Source organism: Enterobacter genomosp. O (assembly GCF_001022965.1).
Lineage (GTDB): Bacteria > Pseudomonadota > Gammaproteobacteria > Enterobacterales > Enterobacteriaceae > Enterobacter > Enterobacter cloacae_L.
On sequence record NZ_LECZ01000027.1, the window covers coordinates 829,915 to 845,887 of the forward strand.

Annotated in this window: 14 protein-coding genes; 12 read left to right on the forward strand and 2 right to left on the reverse strand. The window is 60.4% G+C overall.

Going from position 1 to position 15,973, the window contains the following annotated elements; translation table 11 throughout:
- Nucleotides 1-99: 99 nt before the first annotated feature.
- Nucleotides 100-2,478, reverse strand: coding sequence for a phosphoenolpyruvate synthase (ppsA, locus tag ABR39_RS22710; protein ID WP_047348846.1), 2,379 nt, complete (start codon nucleotides 2,476-2,478; stop codon nucleotides 100-102).
- Nucleotides 2,479-2,813: 335 nt separating this feature from the next.
- On the opposite strand from ppsA, the gene ppsR reads away from it, so the two are divergent.
- The 8 genes from ppsR to ABR39_RS22750 all read left to right on the forward strand — a co-directional run bounded on the left by ppsR (nucleotide 2,814) and on the right by ABR39_RS22750 (nucleotide 10,942).
- Nucleotides 2,814-3,647, forward strand: a complete 834-nt coding sequence (gene ppsR, locus ABR39_RS22715; RefSeq protein ID WP_023311315.1) for a posphoenolpyruvate synthetase regulatory kinase/phosphorylase PpsR — start codon at nucleotides 2,814-2,816, stop codon at nucleotides 3,645-3,647.
- A 152-nt stretch (nucleotides 3,648-3,799) separates the two neighbouring features.
- Nucleotides 3,800-4,846 carry a 3-deoxy-7-phosphoheptulonate synthase AroH gene (aroH, locus tag ABR39_RS22720; protein ID WP_047348847.1) on the forward strand — a complete coding sequence of 349 codons (1,047 nt, stop codon included), beginning with the start codon at nucleotides 3,800-3,802 and terminating at the stop codon, nucleotides 4,844-4,846.
- Nucleotides 4,847-5,056: 210 nt separating this feature from the next.
- Nucleotides 5,057-5,239 carry a hemin uptake protein HemP gene (gene hemP, locus ABR39_RS22725; protein WP_047348848.1) on the forward strand — a complete coding sequence of 61 codons (183 nt, stop codon included), beginning with the start codon at nucleotides 5,057-5,059 and terminating at the stop codon, nucleotides 5,237-5,239.
- Nucleotides 5,240-5,312: 73 nt separating this feature from the next.
- Nucleotides 5,313-7,295 carry a TonB-dependent hemoglobin/transferrin/lactoferrin family receptor gene (locus ABR39_RS22730; RefSeq protein ID WP_047348849.1) on the forward strand — a complete coding sequence of 661 codons (1,983 nt, stop codon included), beginning with the start codon at nucleotides 5,313-5,315 and terminating at the stop codon, nucleotides 7,293-7,295.
- Between the two features lie 36 nt (nucleotides 7,296-7,331).
- Nucleotides 7,332-8,360, forward strand: coding sequence for a hematinate-forming heme oxygenase ChuS (chuS, locus tag ABR39_RS22735; protein WP_047348850.1), 1,029 nt, complete (start codon nucleotides 7,332-7,334; stop codon nucleotides 8,358-8,360).
- Nucleotides 8,357-9,178 (forward strand): heme/hemin ABC transporter substrate-binding protein, encoded by an 822-nt coding sequence (locus ABR39_RS22740; protein ID WP_047348851.1) that lies wholly within the window; start codon nucleotides 8,357-8,359, stop codon nucleotides 9,176-9,178. Before chuS ends, ABR39_RS22740 begins: the two co-directional genes overlap by 4 nt.
- Nucleotides 9,178-10,170, forward strand: a complete 993-nt coding sequence (locus ABR39_RS22745) for a FecCD family ABC transporter permease (RefSeq protein ID WP_047348852.1) — start codon at nucleotides 9,178-9,180, stop codon at nucleotides 10,168-10,170. The genes ABR39_RS22740 and ABR39_RS22745 overlap by 1 nt, the downstream gene beginning before the upstream one ends.
- On the forward strand, nucleotides 10,163-10,942 hold the full coding sequence (locus ABR39_RS22750; protein ID WP_047348853.1) for a heme ABC transporter ATP-binding protein: 780 nt from the start codon (nucleotides 10,163-10,165) through the stop codon (nucleotides 10,940-10,942). Before ABR39_RS22745 ends, ABR39_RS22750 begins: the two co-directional genes overlap by 8 nt.
- On the opposite strand, the gene ABR39_RS22755 is transcribed toward ABR39_RS22750, so the two are convergent.
- Nucleotides 10,909-11,832 (reverse strand): LysR family transcriptional regulator, encoded by a 924-nt coding sequence (locus tag ABR39_RS22755; protein WP_047348854.1) that lies wholly within the window; start codon nucleotides 11,830-11,832, stop codon nucleotides 10,909-10,911. The two genes, ABR39_RS22750 and ABR39_RS22755, sit on opposite strands and share 34 nt — an antisense overlap.
- 140 nt (nucleotides 11,833-11,972) lie before the next feature.
- On the opposite strand from ABR39_RS22755, the gene ABR39_RS22760 reads away from it, so the two are divergent.
- The 4 genes from ABR39_RS22760 to ABR39_RS22775 are packed head-to-tail and all read left to right on the forward strand — an operon-like array spanning nucleotide 11,973 to nucleotide 15,965.
- Nucleotides 11,973-12,680 (forward strand): CoA transferase subunit A, encoded by a 708-nt coding sequence (locus ABR39_RS22760; RefSeq protein WP_047348855.1) that lies wholly within the window; start codon nucleotides 11,973-11,975, stop codon nucleotides 12,678-12,680.
- A gap of 2 nt (nucleotides 12,681-12,682) precedes the next feature.
- Entirely contained in the window at nucleotides 12,683-13,339 is a 657-nt protein-coding gene (locus ABR39_RS22765) for a CoA transferase subunit B (protein WP_047348856.1), read from the forward strand.
- 9 nt (nucleotides 13,340-13,348) lie between these two features.
- Entirely contained in the window at nucleotides 13,349-14,530 is a 1,182-nt protein-coding gene (locus ABR39_RS22770) for an acetyl-CoA C-acetyltransferase (protein WP_047348857.1), read from the forward strand.
- Between the two features lie 43 nt (nucleotides 14,531-14,573).
- Entirely contained in the window at nucleotides 14,574-15,965 is a 1,392-nt protein-coding gene (locus ABR39_RS22775) for a GntP family permease (protein ID WP_047348858.1), read from the forward strand.
- Nucleotides 15,966-15,973: the final 8 nt, after the last annotated feature.

Genomic DNA, 15,973 nt, shown 5'->3' on the forward strand with positions numbered 1-15,973 from the left:
GATATTTGGTTTTTTACTTTATTTGTGATGGGGAGCATATTCGGGCGGAAATAAAAAAGGCGAGGAGATATCTCCTCGCCTTTATCCGTTTTTAAGCGGTTACTTGTTCAGTTCCGCCAGGCTCAGCCAGGTTTGCACCACGGTGTCCGGGTTCAGAGACAGGCTATCAATCCCCTCTTCCATCAGCCATGCGGCAAAGTCTTCATGGTCGGATGGACCCTGACCACAAATCCCGACGTATTTACCCTGCTTCTTCGCCGCGCGAATGGACATGGAGAGCAGCGCCTTCACCGCCTCGTTACGCTCGTCGAACAGCTCAGAAACCACGCCGGAGTCACGGTCCAGACCCAGCGTCAGCTGCGTCATGTCGTTCGAGCCGATAGAGAAGCCGTCGAAGTGCTCGAGGAACTGCTCGGCCAGCAGGGCGTTGGACGGAATTTCACACATCATGATGATCTTCAGCCCGTTCTCGCCGCGCTTCAGACCCTGGCGCGCCAGTTCGTCCACAACGGCTTTCGCCTGGTCCACGGTACGCACGAACGGGATCATGATTTCGACGTTGGTCAGCCCCATGTCGTTGCGCACGCGCTTCACTGCGTCACACTCCAGCGCGAAGCAGTCGCGGAAGCTGTCGGACACGTAGCGTCCGGCCCCGCGGAAGCCCAGCATCGGGTTCTCTTCTTCCGGCTCGTAGCGCTCGCCGCCTACCAGGTTGGCGTATTCGTTAGACTTAAAGTCCGACAGGCGCACGATCACGCGTTTCGGATAGAAGGCGGCGCCCAGCGTCGCGATCCCTTCGGTCAGACGGCCGACGTAGAACTCTCTTGGCGAGTCGTAGCCTTTCATCATCTCGCGGATTTCGTTCTGCAGCTTCGGATCCTGGTCGTCAAACTCCAGAAGCGCGCGCGGGTGAACGCCAATCATACGGTTGATGATGAATTCCAGACGCGCCAGGCCCACGCCTTCGTTCGGCAGGCAGGCGAAGTCAAACGCGCGGTCCGGGTTACCGACGTTCATCATGATCTTCAGCGGCAGGTCCGGCATGGTATCTACGCTGGAGCTTTTCACGCTGAAGTCCAGAATATCGGCGTAGACGTAGCCGGTATCGCCTTCGGCACAGGAGACGGTCACGTTCTGGCCGTCCTTCATGCGCTCGGTGGCGTCACCGCAGCCGACAACCGCAGGAATACCCAGCTCGCGCGCGATGATGGCGGCGTGACAGGTACGGCCACCGCGGTTGGTGACGATAGCCGCGGCCTTCTTCATGATCGGTTCCCAGTCCGGGTCGGTCATGTCGGTTACCAGCACGTCGCCGGGCTCAATGCGGTTCATCTCGCTGATGTCGTGGATCACTTTGACCGGACCGGCACCGATGCGGTGACCGATGGCGCGGCCTTCCGCCACGATTTTGCCCTGCGCGTGCAGCGTATAACGCTCCATAACCTGACCACGAGAGCGGACGGTTTCCGGACGCGCCTGCACGATAAACAGCTTGCCGGTGTTACCGTCTTTCGCCCATTCGATATCCATCGGACGGCCGTAGTGTTTTTCGATCTGCACCGCCTGCTTCGCCAGTTCTTCTACTTCGGCGTCGGTCAGGGAGAAGCGGTCGCGCTGCTCCTGCGGCACATCTTCAATTTTCACCTGCTTGCCATGCTCCTGGGTCGGGGCATAGATCATGCGGATTTTTTTCGAGCCCATGGTGCGGCGCACCACCGCCGGGCGGTTAGCCGCAAGCGTAGGCTTGTGAACGTAGAATTCGTCAGGGTTAACCGCACCCTGGACCACCATCTCACCCAGACCCCACGCGGAGGTGATAAACACCACCTGGTCGAAGCCGGATTCGGTATCGATGGAGAACATCACGCCGGATGAGCCTACGTCCGAGCGCACCATACGCTGAACGCCAGCGGAAAGCGCTACGCCGCGATGGTCATAACCCTGATGCACGCGATAGGAGATGGCGCGGTCGTTAAACAGGGACGCAAAGACGTGCTTCACCGCCACCAGTACGGCATCGTAACCCTGGACGTTCAGGAAGGTTTCCTGCTGTCCGGCAAACGAGGCGTCCGGCATATCTTCTGCGGTTGCAGAGGAGCGCACGGCAAAGGAGGCCTGCGCATCGTCAGCAGAGAGCTGGTTGTACGCGTCGTGAATGGCTTTTTCCAGTTCCGGCTGGAAAGGTGTGTCGATGATCCACTGGCGGATCTGCGCCCCGGCTTTCGCAAGCTCGGTGACATCATCAATATCCGTTTTATCCAGCAGGTCGTAAATGCGCTGGTTAACACCGCTCTGGTCTAAAAACAGGTTAAAGGCATCGGCGGTGGTGGCAAACCCGTTCGGTACGGAGACACCCATACCCGACAGATTTGTAATCATTTCACCCAGGGAGGCATTTTTGCCCCCAACTCTGTCTACATCATTCATGCCGAGTTGGTTATACCAAAGCACCAGCGGTGACGAGCCATTGTTGGACATCGAAACAATCCTTTTGTGATATTTGATCGGAGTAAGAAACACCTGACTACGTATTTATACTGGCATAATTATTTCCGCTAAAAAAACGGTGAATCGTGTAAGCAATTTAAATTTTCAACTTTTCGGATACTTTCCCACCAGCCAATAACCCGATGATTCCTATATATTCAGCCAGAAACCACAAAAACAAAGTCGCTATTTGAAAAATGAAATCCGCTTTTCAGGAAAATCAAAAACACCGTTTCATTTATAATTAGGACAAGTTCTTTGCTGTGTAATTAACTTTTTTAATTTATGCTTTCAGACAATTAGGTCTGATATTCAGGGTGTGTAAAATGGATAGTGCTGTCGATCGCCACGTTTTTTATATTTCTGATGGTACGGCGATCACCGCCGAGGTGCTGGGCCACGCGGTGATGTCGCAATTTCCCGTTTCGATTAACAGCATCACGCTGCCGTTCGTGGAAAATGAGAGCCGCGCCAAAGCGGTGAAGGACCAGATTGACGCCATCTATCAGCAGACCGGCGTGCGTCCGCTGGTGTTCTACTCTATCGTCATCCCCGAGATTCGCTCCATCATTCTGCAAAGTGAAGGCTTCTGTCAGGATATCGTGCAGGCGCTGGTGGCGCCGCTGCAAAGCGAGCTTAAGCTCGACCCGACCCCTATCGCCCACCGTACCCACGGGCTTAATCCCGGCAACCTGACCAAGTACGACGCGCGTATCGCCGCCATTGACTACACCCTGGCGCACGACGACGGTATCTCTCTGCGTAATCTGGACCAGGCGCAGGTGATTTTGCTTGGCGTATCGCGCTGCGGTAAAACCCCGACCAGCCTCTATCTGGCGATGCAGTTTGGCATTCGCGCCGCAAACTACCCGTTTATCGCTGACGACATGGATAACCTGGTGCTGCCCGCCGCCCTGAAGCCGCTACAGCACAAGCTGTTCGGCCTGACGATTAACCCGGAACGCCTCGCCGCCATCCGCGAAGAGCGCCGCGAAAACAGCCGCTACGCCTCCATGCGCCAGTGCCGAATGGAGGTCTCCGAAGTGGAAGCCCTGTACCGCAAAAACCAGATCCCGTGGCTGAACAGCACCAACTACTCCGTTGAAGAGATTGCCACCAAAATTCTCGACATCATGGGGCTGAACCGCCGCATGTACTAATATGCTAGTACATTAACTCAGATTCAGGTATCATCATCGGCAACAACGGGGCGGTATCGCCCCGAACTTGAAATCAGCAGGGATTGGTTTAAGGTGATGCCCATCACTTCCCGGTAGTCTGCCGATGAAGCAAAAATTTTCTGAGACATTCCATGAATAAAACCGATGAACTCCGCACTGCGCGCATTGACAGCCTGGTTACGCCGGCTGAACTGGCACAGCGGCACCCTGTTTCCGCCGCCGTCGCGGAACATGTGACGGCCTCCCGCCGACGCATTGAAAAAATCCTTAATGGTGAAGACAAACGTCTTCTGGTGGTGATTGGGCCATGCTCCATCCACGATCTGGATGCCGCGATGGATTATGCAAAACGGCTCCAGGGGCTGCGGGATAAGTACCAGCATCGCCTTGAGATTGTGATGCGGACCTACTTTGAAAAACCGCGGACCGTAGTGGGCTGGAAAGGGTTGATTTCCGATCCTGACCTGAACGGCAGCTATCGCGTGAATCACGGTATCGAGCTGGCGCGCAAACTGCTACTTCAGGTCAACGAACTTGGCGTGCCGACGGCGACCGAGTTTCTCGATATGGTGACTGGACAGTTTATCGCCGATCTGATCAGCTGGGGCGCAATTGGCGCACGCACCACCGAAAGCCAAATCCACCGCGAAATGGCATCCGCCCTCTCCTGCCCGGTCGGCTTTAAAAACGGGACGGACGGCAACACCCGCATCGCGGTTGATGCGATCCGCGCTGCCCGCGCCAGCCATATGTTCCTGTCGCCGGACAAGAGCGGCCACATGACCATCTACCAGACCAGCGGTAACCCGTACGGGCATATCATTATGCGCGGCGGCAAGAAGCCTAACTATCATGCGCAAGATATTGCGGCAGCCTGTGAAACGCTGGCCGAATTCGACCTGCCGGAACATCTGGTGGTGGACTTCAGCCACGGTAACTGTCAGAAGCAGCATCGCCGCCAGCTGGACGTATGCGATGAGGTTTGCCAGCAGATCCGCAGCGGCTCAAGCGCCATCGCGGGCATTATGGCCGAAAGTTTCATCAAGGAAGGGACGCAGAAAATCGTTGCCGGACAGCAGATGGTCTACGGCCAGTCGATCACCGACCCGTGCCTGAGCTGGGAAGACAGCGAACTGCTGTTGGATAAGCTGGCAGCTGCGGTTGATTCTCGCTTCTGATGTTATTGTCGGGTGGCGCTGCGCTTACCCGACCTACGATCCGTGCCCTTCTCCCTCTCCCTGTGGGAGAGGGTCGGGGTGAGGGCATCCAACCGCACTTCCCCCCCAAATTTGATCCCCTCACCCTTTTTTCACAAAAACGCTTGCCGTGAATTTGCAGTTTATTGATAATGATTATCATTGTTACATTGATTGTTATTTATAAACATTATGTCACGTACGGATAACAGCGCGGCAACGCCAGCAAAAACACACACAGCGCCAGCCCCCACCGAGCGTCGGATTGACAGCAAAGCCCTGCTCGGCGATGAGGGGCGGGTCATTATTGAGCATGGCGGCCAGCGCTATCTTCTGCGCCAGACCCATGCCGGAAAACTGATCCTCACGAAATAAACCAAAAAAATACGCCAGCCACCCAGGTGACCCCCAGGCAGCCAGCGCTTTTCAATTCTTATGGAGAGTTGCTATGCCACACCTGCCTTCCGCGTCTTTACGTCCGTCACTTCTGGCGCTGGCGATTGTCAGCGCCCTGCCGGGCATCGCGTTTGCTGCCACAGACGATATTACCGTGACCGCCACGGGCAACGCCCGCAGCGCCTTTGAAGCCCCCATGATGGTGAACGTGATTGACGCCAGCGCGCCGGAGAAACAGACCGCCAGCTCGGCGGCCGACCTGCTGCGCAACGTCCCTGGTTTGACGCTGGACGGCACCGGGCGCACCAACGGCCAGGACGTGAACCTGCGCGGCTATGACCGTCGCGGCGTGCTGGTGCTGGTTGACGGCGTGCGCCAGGGAACCGATACCGGCCACCTGAACAGCACCTTCCTCGACCCGGCGCTGATTAAACGTATCGAAGTGGTGCGCGGCCCGTCGGCCCTGCTGTACGGCAGCGGCGCGCTGGGCGGCGTGATTTCGTATGACACCGTCGATGCAAAAGACCTGCTGGATCCGGGTAAAAACAGCGGATACCGCATGTTTGGTACCGGCGCGACGGGCGATCGTAGCCTTGGCATGGGGGCCAGCGCCTATGGCCGCACCGATACGCTGGACGGTCTGGTCTCCTGGTCCAGCCGGGATCGCGGTGATATCCGCCAGAGCGACGGTGCCTCCGCGCCTAACGACGAATCCATTAATAACATGCTGGCGAAAGGCAGCTGGAAGATTGACCCGGCCCAGACCCTGAGCGGCTCCCTGCGCTACTACAACAACGACGCCCAGGAGCCGAAGAACCCGCAAACCTCCGGGGCGGACAGCAGTAACCCGATGACCGATCGCTCCACCATTCAGCGTGACGCGCAGCTGGGCTACAGCATCGCCCCGGCCGGAAACGACTGGCTGAACGCCGACGCGAAGGTCTACTGGTCCGAAGCGCGCATTAACGCCCAGAACATCGACGGCAGCGGTGAGTTTCGCAAGCAGACGACCAAAGGCGGCAAGGTGGAAAACCGCACCCGCCTGTTCACCGACACCTTTGCAGCACACCTTCTGACCTACGGCGGGGAATACTACCGTCAGGAACAACGCCCCGGCGGCGCGACCACCGGCTTCCCGGAGGCGAAGATCGACTTCAGCTCAGGCTGGCTGCAGGATGAAATTACCCTGCGCGACCTTCCCGTCACTCTTCTTGGCGGCACGCGCTATGACAACTATCGCGGCAGCAGCAACGGCTACGACGATGTGGATGCCGATAAATGGTCATCCCGCGCCGGGTTAACCGTCAGCCCGACCGACTGGCTGATGCTGTTTGGCTCTTACGCGCAGGCGTTCCGCGCGCCCACCATGGGCGAGATGTATAACGACGCCAAACACTTCTCCATCGGCAGCTTCTATACCAACTACTGGGTGCCAAACCCGAACCTGCGCCCGGAAACCAACGAAACGCAGGAGTTTGGTTTTGGCCTGCGCTTTGACGATCTGATGCTTGCCAACGATGCGCTGGAGTTCAAAGCCAGCTATTTCGACACCAAAGCCAAAGACTACATCTCCACCACCGTCGATTTTGCGGCGGCGACCACCATGTCCTATAACGTCCCGAACGCCAAAATCTGGGGCTGGGACATGATGGCGAAATACTCGGCCGACCTCTTCAACCTCGACCTGGCCTATAACCGCACGCGCGGGAAAGACACCGATACGGGCGAGTATATCTCCAGCATCAACCCGGATACCGTCACCAGCAAGCTGGACGTTCCGGTGGCGCAAAGCGGTTTTTCCGTCGGCTGGATTGGCACCTTTGTCGATCGCTCAACGCACATCAGCAGCAGCTACAGCAAACAGCCGGGCTATGCGGTTAACGACTTCTACGTCAGCTATAAGGGCCAGGAGAAGCTGAAAGGCGTGACCACCACGCTGGTGCTCGGCAACGCCTTTGACAAAGAGTACTGGTCCCCTCAGGGCATTCCGCAGGACGGCCGTAACGGCAAGATTTTCGTAAGCTATCAGTGGTAACTCCCGTCGGGGCAACTATTCAGAAGGATGAAAACAATGAATCACTACACGCGCTGGCTTGAGCTAAAAGAAGACAACCCCGGTAAGTACGCGCGCGACATCGCCGGCTTAATGAACATCAGCGAAGCAGAGCTGGCCTTTGCCCGCGTGGGCCACGACGCCTGGCGACTGCGCGGTGAAATCCGCGAGATCCTGGCCGCGCTGGAAGCGGTGGGCGAAACCAAATGTATCTGCCGCAACGAATACGCCGTGCACGAGCAGGTAGGAAGCTTCACCAACCAGCACCTGAACGGCCACGCCGGGCTGGTGCTGAACCCGCGCGCGCTGGATCTGCGCCTGTTCCTCAACCAGTGGGCAAGCGCGTTTCATATCAGTGAAGCCACCGCCCGCGGCGAGCGGCAGAGCATTCAGTTCTTCGACCACCAGGGCGATGCCCTGCTGAAGGTCTACGCCACGGATAACACCGACGTTTCCGCCTGGGGCGACGTGCTGACCCGCTTTATCTTTGCCGATAATCCACCGCTGGCGCTGAAGGTGGCCGATGTCCCGGCTCACGCAGAGAACGCGCAAGCCGAAATTGTAGACGCAGAGTGGCGCGCCATGACCGACGTGCACCAGTTCTTCGGCCTGCTGAAGCGCCACAATCTCAGCCGCCAGCAGGCGTTTCGCCTGGTGGGTGACGATCTGGCCTGCCGGGTCGATAACGCCGCACTGGCGCAGCTGCTGGAAGCGGCCCGCCGGGACGGAAACGAAATCATGGTTTTCGTCGGCAACCGCGGCTGCGTGCAGATCTTCACCGGCGCGGTGGAAAAGCTGGTGCCGATGAAAGGCTGGCTGAATATCTTTAACCCAACCTTTACCCTGCATCTGCTTGAAGGATCCATTGCGGAAACGTGGGTTACGCGCAAGCCGACGGCTGACGGGCATGTCACCAGCCTGGAGCTGTTTGCCGCCGACGGGACGCAAATCGCCCAGCTGTACGGCCAGCGTACCGAAGGCGAGCCGGAGCAGAGCCAGTGGCGCAGCCAGATTGACGCCTTAACGGCGAAAGGGCTGGCCGCATGAAGCGTTGGCTTGCCCTGCTCAGCGCCCTGCCCCTGCTGGCGTTTGCAGCGCCGCAGGAGAAAATCGTTACGCTCGGCGGCGACGTCACCGAGATTGTCTACGCCCTCGGCGCGGCGTCTTCGCTGGTGGCGCGCGACAGCACCAGCCAGTGGCCGCCGGCGGCGAACGCGCTGCCGGACGTGGGCTATCTGCGCCAGCTCAATGCGGAAGGGATCTTATCCATGCGGCCCACGCTGGTGCTGGCCAGCGCCCAGGCGCAGCCGTCTCTGGCGCTTAAGCAGGTTGAGCAAAGCCACGTCAGGGTGATCGCCATTCCCGCCGGAAACGACCTGAGCGTCATTGACGAAAAGGTGCGGATCGTCGCTGAAGCGACGCACCGCGAGGCCGAGGGGGAAGTTCTGCGCAACACGCTGCGTCAGGCGCTGTCGGCGCTTCCCGCGTCGCCGCTCAACAAGCGGGTGCTGTTTATTCTCAACCACGGCGGGATGACCGCCATGGCAGCCGGGCAACAGACCGGCGCGGATGCGGCCATCCGTGCGGCGGGCCTGCAGAACGCGATGCAGGGTTTCACCCGCTATCAGCCGCTGTCGCAGGAGGGCACGATCGCCAGCCAGCCCGATCTGGTGGTGATTTCGCAGGACGGGATCAACGCCCTGGGCGGTGAAGCGAATCTGTGGAAGCTGCCCGGCCTGGCGCAAACCCCGGCAGGACGGAACCGGCAGGTGCTGGCGATTGACGATATGGCGCTGCTGGGATTTAGCGTGCGAACGCCACAGGCCATCCAGCAGCTGCGCAGTAAAGCGGAGCAGCTGCCCTGATGTCCCGGCGGATTGCCTTATCGTTATGGATGCTGACCGCGATCCTGACCGTCATGACGCTCGCCGCGACCGGGGTTGGGGCATTACGCCTGCCGGTCAGCCTGCTGTGGGACAACAGCGACGAGGCGCTGCGTCAGATCTGGCTTACGATCCGCCTGCCCCGCGTGCTGCTGGCGCTGGCAATTGGCGGTTCACTGGCGCTGGCGGGCTGCGTGATGCAGGGGTTGTTCCGCAACCCGCTGGCGGACCCGGGCCTGCTCGGCATCAGCAGCGGCGCGGCACTTGCCGTCGCGCTGTGGGTGGTGCTTCCGCTCTCGCTGCCCGCGCTGGTGATGCTGTATGCCCCAATGCTGGCGGCGTTTCTCGGCGCGCTGGCCGCCACCCTCGTGATTTTCCTGCTCAGCCGGCAGCATGACGCTTCCCTGTCGCGCCTGCTGCTGGTCGGCATTGCCATCAACGCCCTGTGCGGCGCGGCCGTCGGCGTGCTGTCATGGCTCAGCAACGATGCCCAGCTTCGCCAGCTTTCGCTCTGGGGAATGGGCAGCCTCGGCCAGGCGCAGTGGTCAACGCTGCTGGCCGTCGCGTCGCTGATGGTGCCTACCGCGCTCGTTATCTGGCGTCTGGCAGGCGCCCTCAATTTGCTGCAGCTGGGCGATGAAGAGGCGCACTACCTCGGCGTGGACGTAGCTACCGTGCAGCGGATCCTTTTACTGTGCAGCGCCCTGCTGGTGGCCGCCGCCGTGGCGGTCAGCGGCGTTATCGGCTTTGTTGGCCTGGTAGTGCCGCACCTGGTGCGCATGTGGCTGGGGGCCGACCACCGCGCCGCGCTCCCCGGCTCGGTGCTGGCCGGCGCGTTGCTCCTGCTGGTTGCCGATACGCTGGCGCGCAGCCTGGTTGCCCCGGCGGAAATGCCGGTTGGCTTATTGACCAGCCTTCTCGGCGCGCCGGGTTTCCTGTGGCTTATCTTTCGTCGCGGAGGTGCGCATGGCTGAACGCTATGGTGCAGAAAACCTTGTTTTTCGCGTCGGGCAGCGGACACTGATTAACGACGTGTCGCTGACCTTATCTCAGGGCGAGCTGGTGGCGTTAATTGGCCCCAACGGCGCCGGGAAATCAACGCTATTGCGGCTGCTTACCGGCTATCTTAAACCGGCAGCGGGACGGTGCAGCCTGGCGGGCACGCCGCTTGCGGCCTGGCAGCCTGATGCGCTCTCCCGCTACCGGGCAGTGATGCGCCAGAACACGCAGCTCGGATTCGACTGGCCGGTTGAAGCGGTCGTCGGTATGGGTCGCGCGCCCTGGACCCGCACGCCTGAAGCGTCGGTTATTGAGGAGGTAATGGCCGTTACCGGCTGTTTACCGCTGGCGGGCAGGCGGTTTGCGGCGCTTTCCGGCGGCGAGCAGCAGCGCATTCAGCTCGCCCGCGCGCTGGCTCAGCTCTGGTGCGACGGCGCGCCGCGCGGCTGGCTGTTCCTTGATGAACCCACCTCCGCGCTGGATCTCTACCACCAGCAGCATCTGCTGCGCCTGCTGAAATCCCTGACCCGTCGGGGACATCTGCACGTGTGTGCGGTCCTGCACGACCTTAATCTGGCCGCGCTGTGGGCGGATCGCATCCTGCTGCTGCACGGCGGAAAAATAGTCTCCCAGGGGGAACCGGAAACCGTTTTGCAGGCCGATACGCTGGCGCGCTGGTACGGCGCGCAGGTCCACGTAGGCAGACATCCGGCTCACGCCGCGCCGCAGGTGTTTCTCGCCCCCTGACCGGGCTGGTAAAAATCCTTCAGCGTTTCCAGCAGGGCATGGGCCGCTTTAGAGAGCTGCGTGTGCCCCGGGTGGATCACCCCGATACACTTTTCAATCGGCGGGCTGTCCAGCGGAATACAAACCGCCCCCAGCGATGCCATCTGGGTCTCGCACAGCGCCGGCACGGCGCTGCCGCCCAGCCCGCTTGCGACCATTCGCCCAACCGTCACCAGCTGATGGCTCTCCAGCGCGACGTCCAGCTTTCTGCCGCTTCGCGCCAGCTCCTCTTCCATCATCAGACGCACCGCTGAAGGGCGCTGCAGGGTGATGAAATCCAGCGTCAGCAGCTCTTCCCATGCCAGGCGCTTCTTGCCCGCAAGCGGGGAATCTTTTGGCACAATGGCAACAAACCTGTCGAGGCCCAGCGGGGTAAACAGCAGGTTGTGCGTTGGCGCAGGCTCAAACGCGATGCCCATCTCCACGCGCCCTTCCCGCACCATCTCGATGACCTGCTCGTTAATGACGTCATGCACGGTGACGTTGATCCCGGCGTGACGGTCGCGAAACGCTTTTAGCACCTCGGGTAAGACATTCGCGGCAAACGACGGCATGGCTGCGACCGAGATTTTGCCGCGCTGCAGGGTAAAGCACTGGTGCATCGCCTCTTCGACATTATCCCAGTCAGCCAGCAGCTGCCGCGCCATCGGCAAAAAGGTCTCGCCCTCCTGCGTCAGAGCGACCTTGCGCGTGCTGCGCTGCAGCAGCGGTCCGCCGAGAGCATCCTCCAGCGCTTTTATCGTCAGGCTGAGTGCCGGCTGAGAGAGATTCAGCCGTTCGCTGGCGTGCGCGAAGTTCAGAGTGTGAGCTACCGCTAAAAACGCGCGTAACTGTTTGACACTCATTCTCATTTCTCATCCTGTTAACTAATTGAAAAAATTTAGTTAACAGGAAATTAATAAAAAAACCAAATGAGTGGGTCACAAATTCAAAATTAACAAATGAGTCGCCACCCCTAATGATACCGGCACGGCTAACGGGAGGGGTAACTATGGCAGGACTGGATAAGCGCGTCGGCAGCTATGCGCAGGCGCTGGATGGGCTGACGGACGGGATGACCTTGCTGGCGGGCGGCTTCGGCCTGTGCGGTATTCCTGAGAACCTGATTGCCGAGGTCAGACGCCGTCAGGTGCAGGGTCTGACGGTGGTATCAAACAACTGCGGCGTGGATGGCTTCGGCCTCGGGATCCTGCTTGAGACCCGGCAGGTCCGTAAGGTGGTGGCCTCTTACGTCGGCGAGAACGCGCTGTTCGAGCAGCAGGTGCTGAGCGGCGAGCTGGAGGTTGAACTCACGCCACAGGGGACGCTGGCCGAAAAGGTGCGCGCGGGCGGCGCCGGGATCCCCGCCTTTTACACCGCGACCGGCTACGGCACGCCCGTGGCCGCAGGCAAAGAGGTGCGCCAGTTTGCGGGTAAACATTACGTCCTCGAAGAGGCCATTACGGGTGATTTTGCGCTCATCAAAGGCTGGAAGGCGGACTGGTACGGCAACGTTATCTACCGACATACCGCGCAAAACTTTAACCCGCTGATGGCAACGGCGGGCCGGATAACGGTTGTGGAAGTAGAAGAGATTGTTCCGCCGGGGGAGCTGCCCCCGTCGGCCATTCATACCCCGGGAATTTACGTCGACAGGCTGATCGTCGGCCAGTTTGAAAAACGCATTGAGCAGCGCACGCTGCGCGCGGAAGGAGTGTGACGATGTTAACCCGTGAACAAATGGCCATGCGCGTCGCCCGGGAGCTGCGCGACGGTTACTACGTCAACCTGGGGATCGGCATCCCTACCCTGGTGGCGAACTACATTCCGGACGGGATGGACGTGATGCTCCAGTCGGAAAACGGTCTGCTGGGGATGGGCGCGTTTCCCGATGAGCAGAGCCTCGACGCCGACATGATTAACGCCGGTAAACAGACCGTGACCGCACGGACAGGCGCCGCCATTTTCGACTCGGCCCAGTCGTTTGCCATGATCCGCGGCGGCCACGTCGACCTGACCGTGCTCGGCGCCTTTGAAGTGGACGTCGAGGGCAGCATCGCCTCGTGGATGATCCCCGGAAAAATGGTGAAAGGGATGGGCGGCGCGATGGATCTCGTCGCCGGGGCGCAGAACATCATCGTGGTGATGACCCACGCCTCAAAAAGCGGTGAGTCAAAGCTGCTCCCGCGCTGCACGCTGCCGCTCACGGGCGTGGGCTGCATCCGCCGGGTGTTAACCGACCTGGCGCTGCTCGAGATCGAGAACGGCGCGTTCATTCTGCGGGAATACGCCCCCGGCGTCAGCATCGACGACATCGTGGCAAAAACGGCCGGGAAAATCATTGTGGCGGACGACGTTCGCGAAATGCGCTTCAGCTGAGGGCTCTACATGAAACAGGTCATGATTGTCGGGGCAACGCGTACCCCTGTCGGCAGTTTTCGCGGATCGCTCGCGCCTCTCTCTGCCGTTGAGCTGGGTGCCGCAGCGGTCCGTCGCCTGCTTGAGAACAGCGGTCTTAGCGCTGAGAAGATAGACGAGGTGATTTTCGGTCAGGTGCTGACGGCGGGATGCGGGCAAAACCCGGCGCGCCAGACGGCTATAGCCGCCGGATTACCCGTCACCACGCCGGCGACAACGGTCAATCTGGTGTGCGGCGCAGGCTTAAAAGCGGTGCAGCTCGCCGCGCAGGCGATCCGCTGCGGTGACGCCGACGTGGTTATCGCAGGCGGTCAGGAGAGCATGAGCAACGCCCCCTATCTGCTGGACGGGGCGCGGTCAGGATTACGTTTTGGCCATACGGGCCTGCAGGACAGCATGATTACGGACGGTCTGTGGGACGCGTTCAACGATTACCACATGGGCATCACCGCTGAAAACGTTGCCCGACAGTACGGCATTTCCCGCGAGCAGCAGGACGCCTTCGCCGCCCGATCGCAGCAAAAAGCGGCGTCCGCCATTGAGTCCGGTCGGTTTGACGCCGAGATAGCGCCGGTGACGGTGAAGCAGGGCAAAAAGCCGCCGCAGGTTGTCAGCTGTGATGAGCAGCCCCGGCCAGGGACCACCGCCGGGCAGCTTGCGCAGCTGCGCCCCGCCTTTTTGCACGAGGAAGGCACGGTCACGGCGGGCAACGCCTCGACGCTCAACGACGGTGCCGCTGCGGTGCTGCTGATGAGCGAGGAACGCGCCCGGGAGAGCGGGCTGCCGATCCTCGGGCGCATCGTGAGTTATGCCGTGACGGGCGTTGACCCGTCGGTGATGGGCATCGGTCCGGTCAGCGCCTGTCGGACGGCGCTGGCGCGGGCGGGCTGGACGCTGGATGACGTGGACCTTATTGAAGCCAATGAAGCCTTTGCCGCACAGGCGCTGGCGGTGGGCAAGCAGCTCGGCTGGGATGAGCGCAAGGTGAACGTCAACGGCGGCGCGATTGCCCTCGGTCATCCGATTGGCGCATCCGGCTGCCGCATCCTCGTAACGCTGCTGCACGAAATGCAGCGCCGTGACGTCAAAAAAGGGCTCGTCACCCTGTGCGTAGGCGGCGGGCAAGGCATCGCCCTGACCGTCGAGCGTTAAACATCTCGTTAGTACCCGAATATAACAAGAGTAAGGAGTCGTAATGAGTGTGTTAATTGCCCTGGGGGCGCTGGCACTGCTGATGCTGGCGGCCTATCGCGGATATAGCGTGATTTTATTTGCGCCGATTGCGGCGCTCGGCGCCGTGCTGCTGACCGAGCCGGGCGCCGTCGGCCCGACGTTCACCGGCCTGTTTATGGAAAAAATGGTGGGCTTCGTCAAGCTCTACTTCCCGGTGTTCCTGCTGGGCGCGGTGTTTGGCAAGCTGATTGAACTCTCCGGTTTCTCACGGTCCATCGTCGCCGCGGCGATTCAGATCCTCGGGCGTCGCCACGCGATCCCGGTGATTGTCCTCGTGTGCGCGCTGTTAACCTACGGCGGCGTGTCGCTGTTTGTGGTGGCATTTGCGGTGTATCCGTTTGCCGCCGAGCTGTTCCGCCAGAGCGGCATCCCTAAACGGCTGATCCCGGCCACCGTGGCGCTCGGGGCATTCTCGTTTACCATGGACGCCCTGCCCGGCACGCCGCAGATCCAGAACATTATTCCCACCAGCTTCTTCGGCACTAACGCCTGGGCCGCGCCGTGGCTGGGGCTCATCGGCTCGCTGTTTATTATCTGTTTTGGCCTGCTCTGGCTGGAACGCCAGCGTCGTAAGGCGTTTAATAACAACGAGGGTTACGGGACGGATCTGAAAAATGAACCGGAAACGCCGGACAACATTAACCTCCCTCACCCGCTGATTGCCATCTCCCCTCTGCTGCTGGTGGGGATCCTCAACCTGCTGTTTACCCGCTGGATCCCCGGCTGGTACGGCACAAGCCACGAGCTTACCCTGCCCGGGCTGGCGAAGCCGATTGTGACCGAGGTGAGCAAGATCACCGCCATCTGGGCGGTGGAAGCGGCGCTGATCTCCGGTATCGTGCTGGTGCTGATTTTTGGCTTTCGCAATATCCGCGGACGCCTGGCAGAAGGCAGCCGCACGGCGGTCAGCGGTGCCATTCTGGCCGCAATGAACACCGCCTCGGAATACGGTTTTGGCGCGGTTATCGCCGCCCTGCCCGGTTTTCTGGTGTTATCCAAAGCGCTGGCGGCGATCCCGAATCCGCTGCTCAATGAGGCCATCAGCGTGACCGTTCTGGCGGGGATCACCGGCTCGGCGTCCGGCGGGATGAGCATTGCCCTCGCGGCCATGGCCGACACGTTTGTCGCCGCCGCCCACGCAGCCAATATCCCTCTTGAGGTGCTGCACCGCGTGGCCTCCATGGCAAGCGGGGGGATGGATACCCTTCCCCATAACGGCGCGGTGATTACCCTGCTGGCGATCACCGGCCTGAGCCATCGGCAGGCCTACGGCGGCATTTTCGCTATCACGATCATTAAAAGTCTGGCAGTGCTTTTTGTCATTGCCGCGTTCTATCTGACCGGCATTGTGTAAGGAGAAAA

Excerpts from the sequence above, each read along its gene's own strand:
- ppsR (WP_023311315.1), top strand. The coding sequence starts at position 2,814 with ATGGATAGTGCTGTCGATCGCCACGTTTTTTATATTTCTGATGGTACG.
- chuS (WP_047348850.1), top strand. The coding sequence starts at position 7,332 with ATGAATCACTACACGCGCTGGCTTGAGCTAAAAGAAGACAACCCCGGT.
- aroH (WP_047348847.1), top strand. The coding sequence starts at position 3,800 with ATGAATAAAACCGATGAACTCCGCACTGCGCGCATTGACAGCCTGGTT.
- ABR39_RS22745 (WP_047348852.1), top strand. The coding sequence starts at position 9,178 with ATGTCCCGGCGGATTGCCTTATCGTTATGGATGCTGACCGCGATCCTG.
- ABR39_RS22775 (WP_047348858.1), top strand. The coding sequence starts at position 14,574 with ATGAGTGTGTTAATTGCCCTGGGGGCGCTGGCACTGCTGATGCTGGCG.
- ABR39_RS22755 (WP_047348854.1), bottom strand. The coding sequence starts at position 11,832 with ATGAGAATGAGTGTCAAACAGTTACGCGCGTTTTTAGCGGTAGCTCAC.
- ABR39_RS22740 (WP_047348851.1), top strand. The coding sequence starts at position 8,357 with ATGAAGCGTTGGCTTGCCCTGCTCAGCGCCCTGCCCCTGCTGGCGTTT.
- ABR39_RS22750 (WP_047348853.1), top strand. The coding sequence starts at position 10,163 with ATGGCTGAACGCTATGGTGCAGAAAACCTTGTTTTTCGCGTCGGGCAG.
- ABR39_RS22765 (WP_047348856.1), top strand. The coding sequence starts at position 12,683 with ATGTTAACCCGTGAACAAATGGCCATGCGCGTCGCCCGGGAGCTGCGC.
- hemP (WP_047348848.1), top strand. The coding sequence starts at position 5,057 with ATGTCACGTACGGATAACAGCGCGGCAACGCCAGCAAAAACACACACA.
- ABR39_RS22770 (WP_047348857.1), top strand. The coding sequence starts at position 13,349 with ATGAAACAGGTCATGATTGTCGGGGCAACGCGTACCCCTGTCGGCAGT.
- ppsA (WP_047348846.1), bottom strand. The coding sequence starts at position 2,478 with ATGTCCAACAATGGCTCGTCACCGCTGGTGCTTTGGTATAACCAACTC.
- ABR39_RS22730 (WP_047348849.1), top strand. The coding sequence starts at position 5,313 with ATGCCACACCTGCCTTCCGCGTCTTTACGTCCGTCACTTCTGGCGCTG.
- ABR39_RS22760 (WP_047348855.1), top strand. The coding sequence starts at position 11,973 with ATGGCAGGACTGGATAAGCGCGTCGGCAGCTATGCGCAGGCGCTGGAT.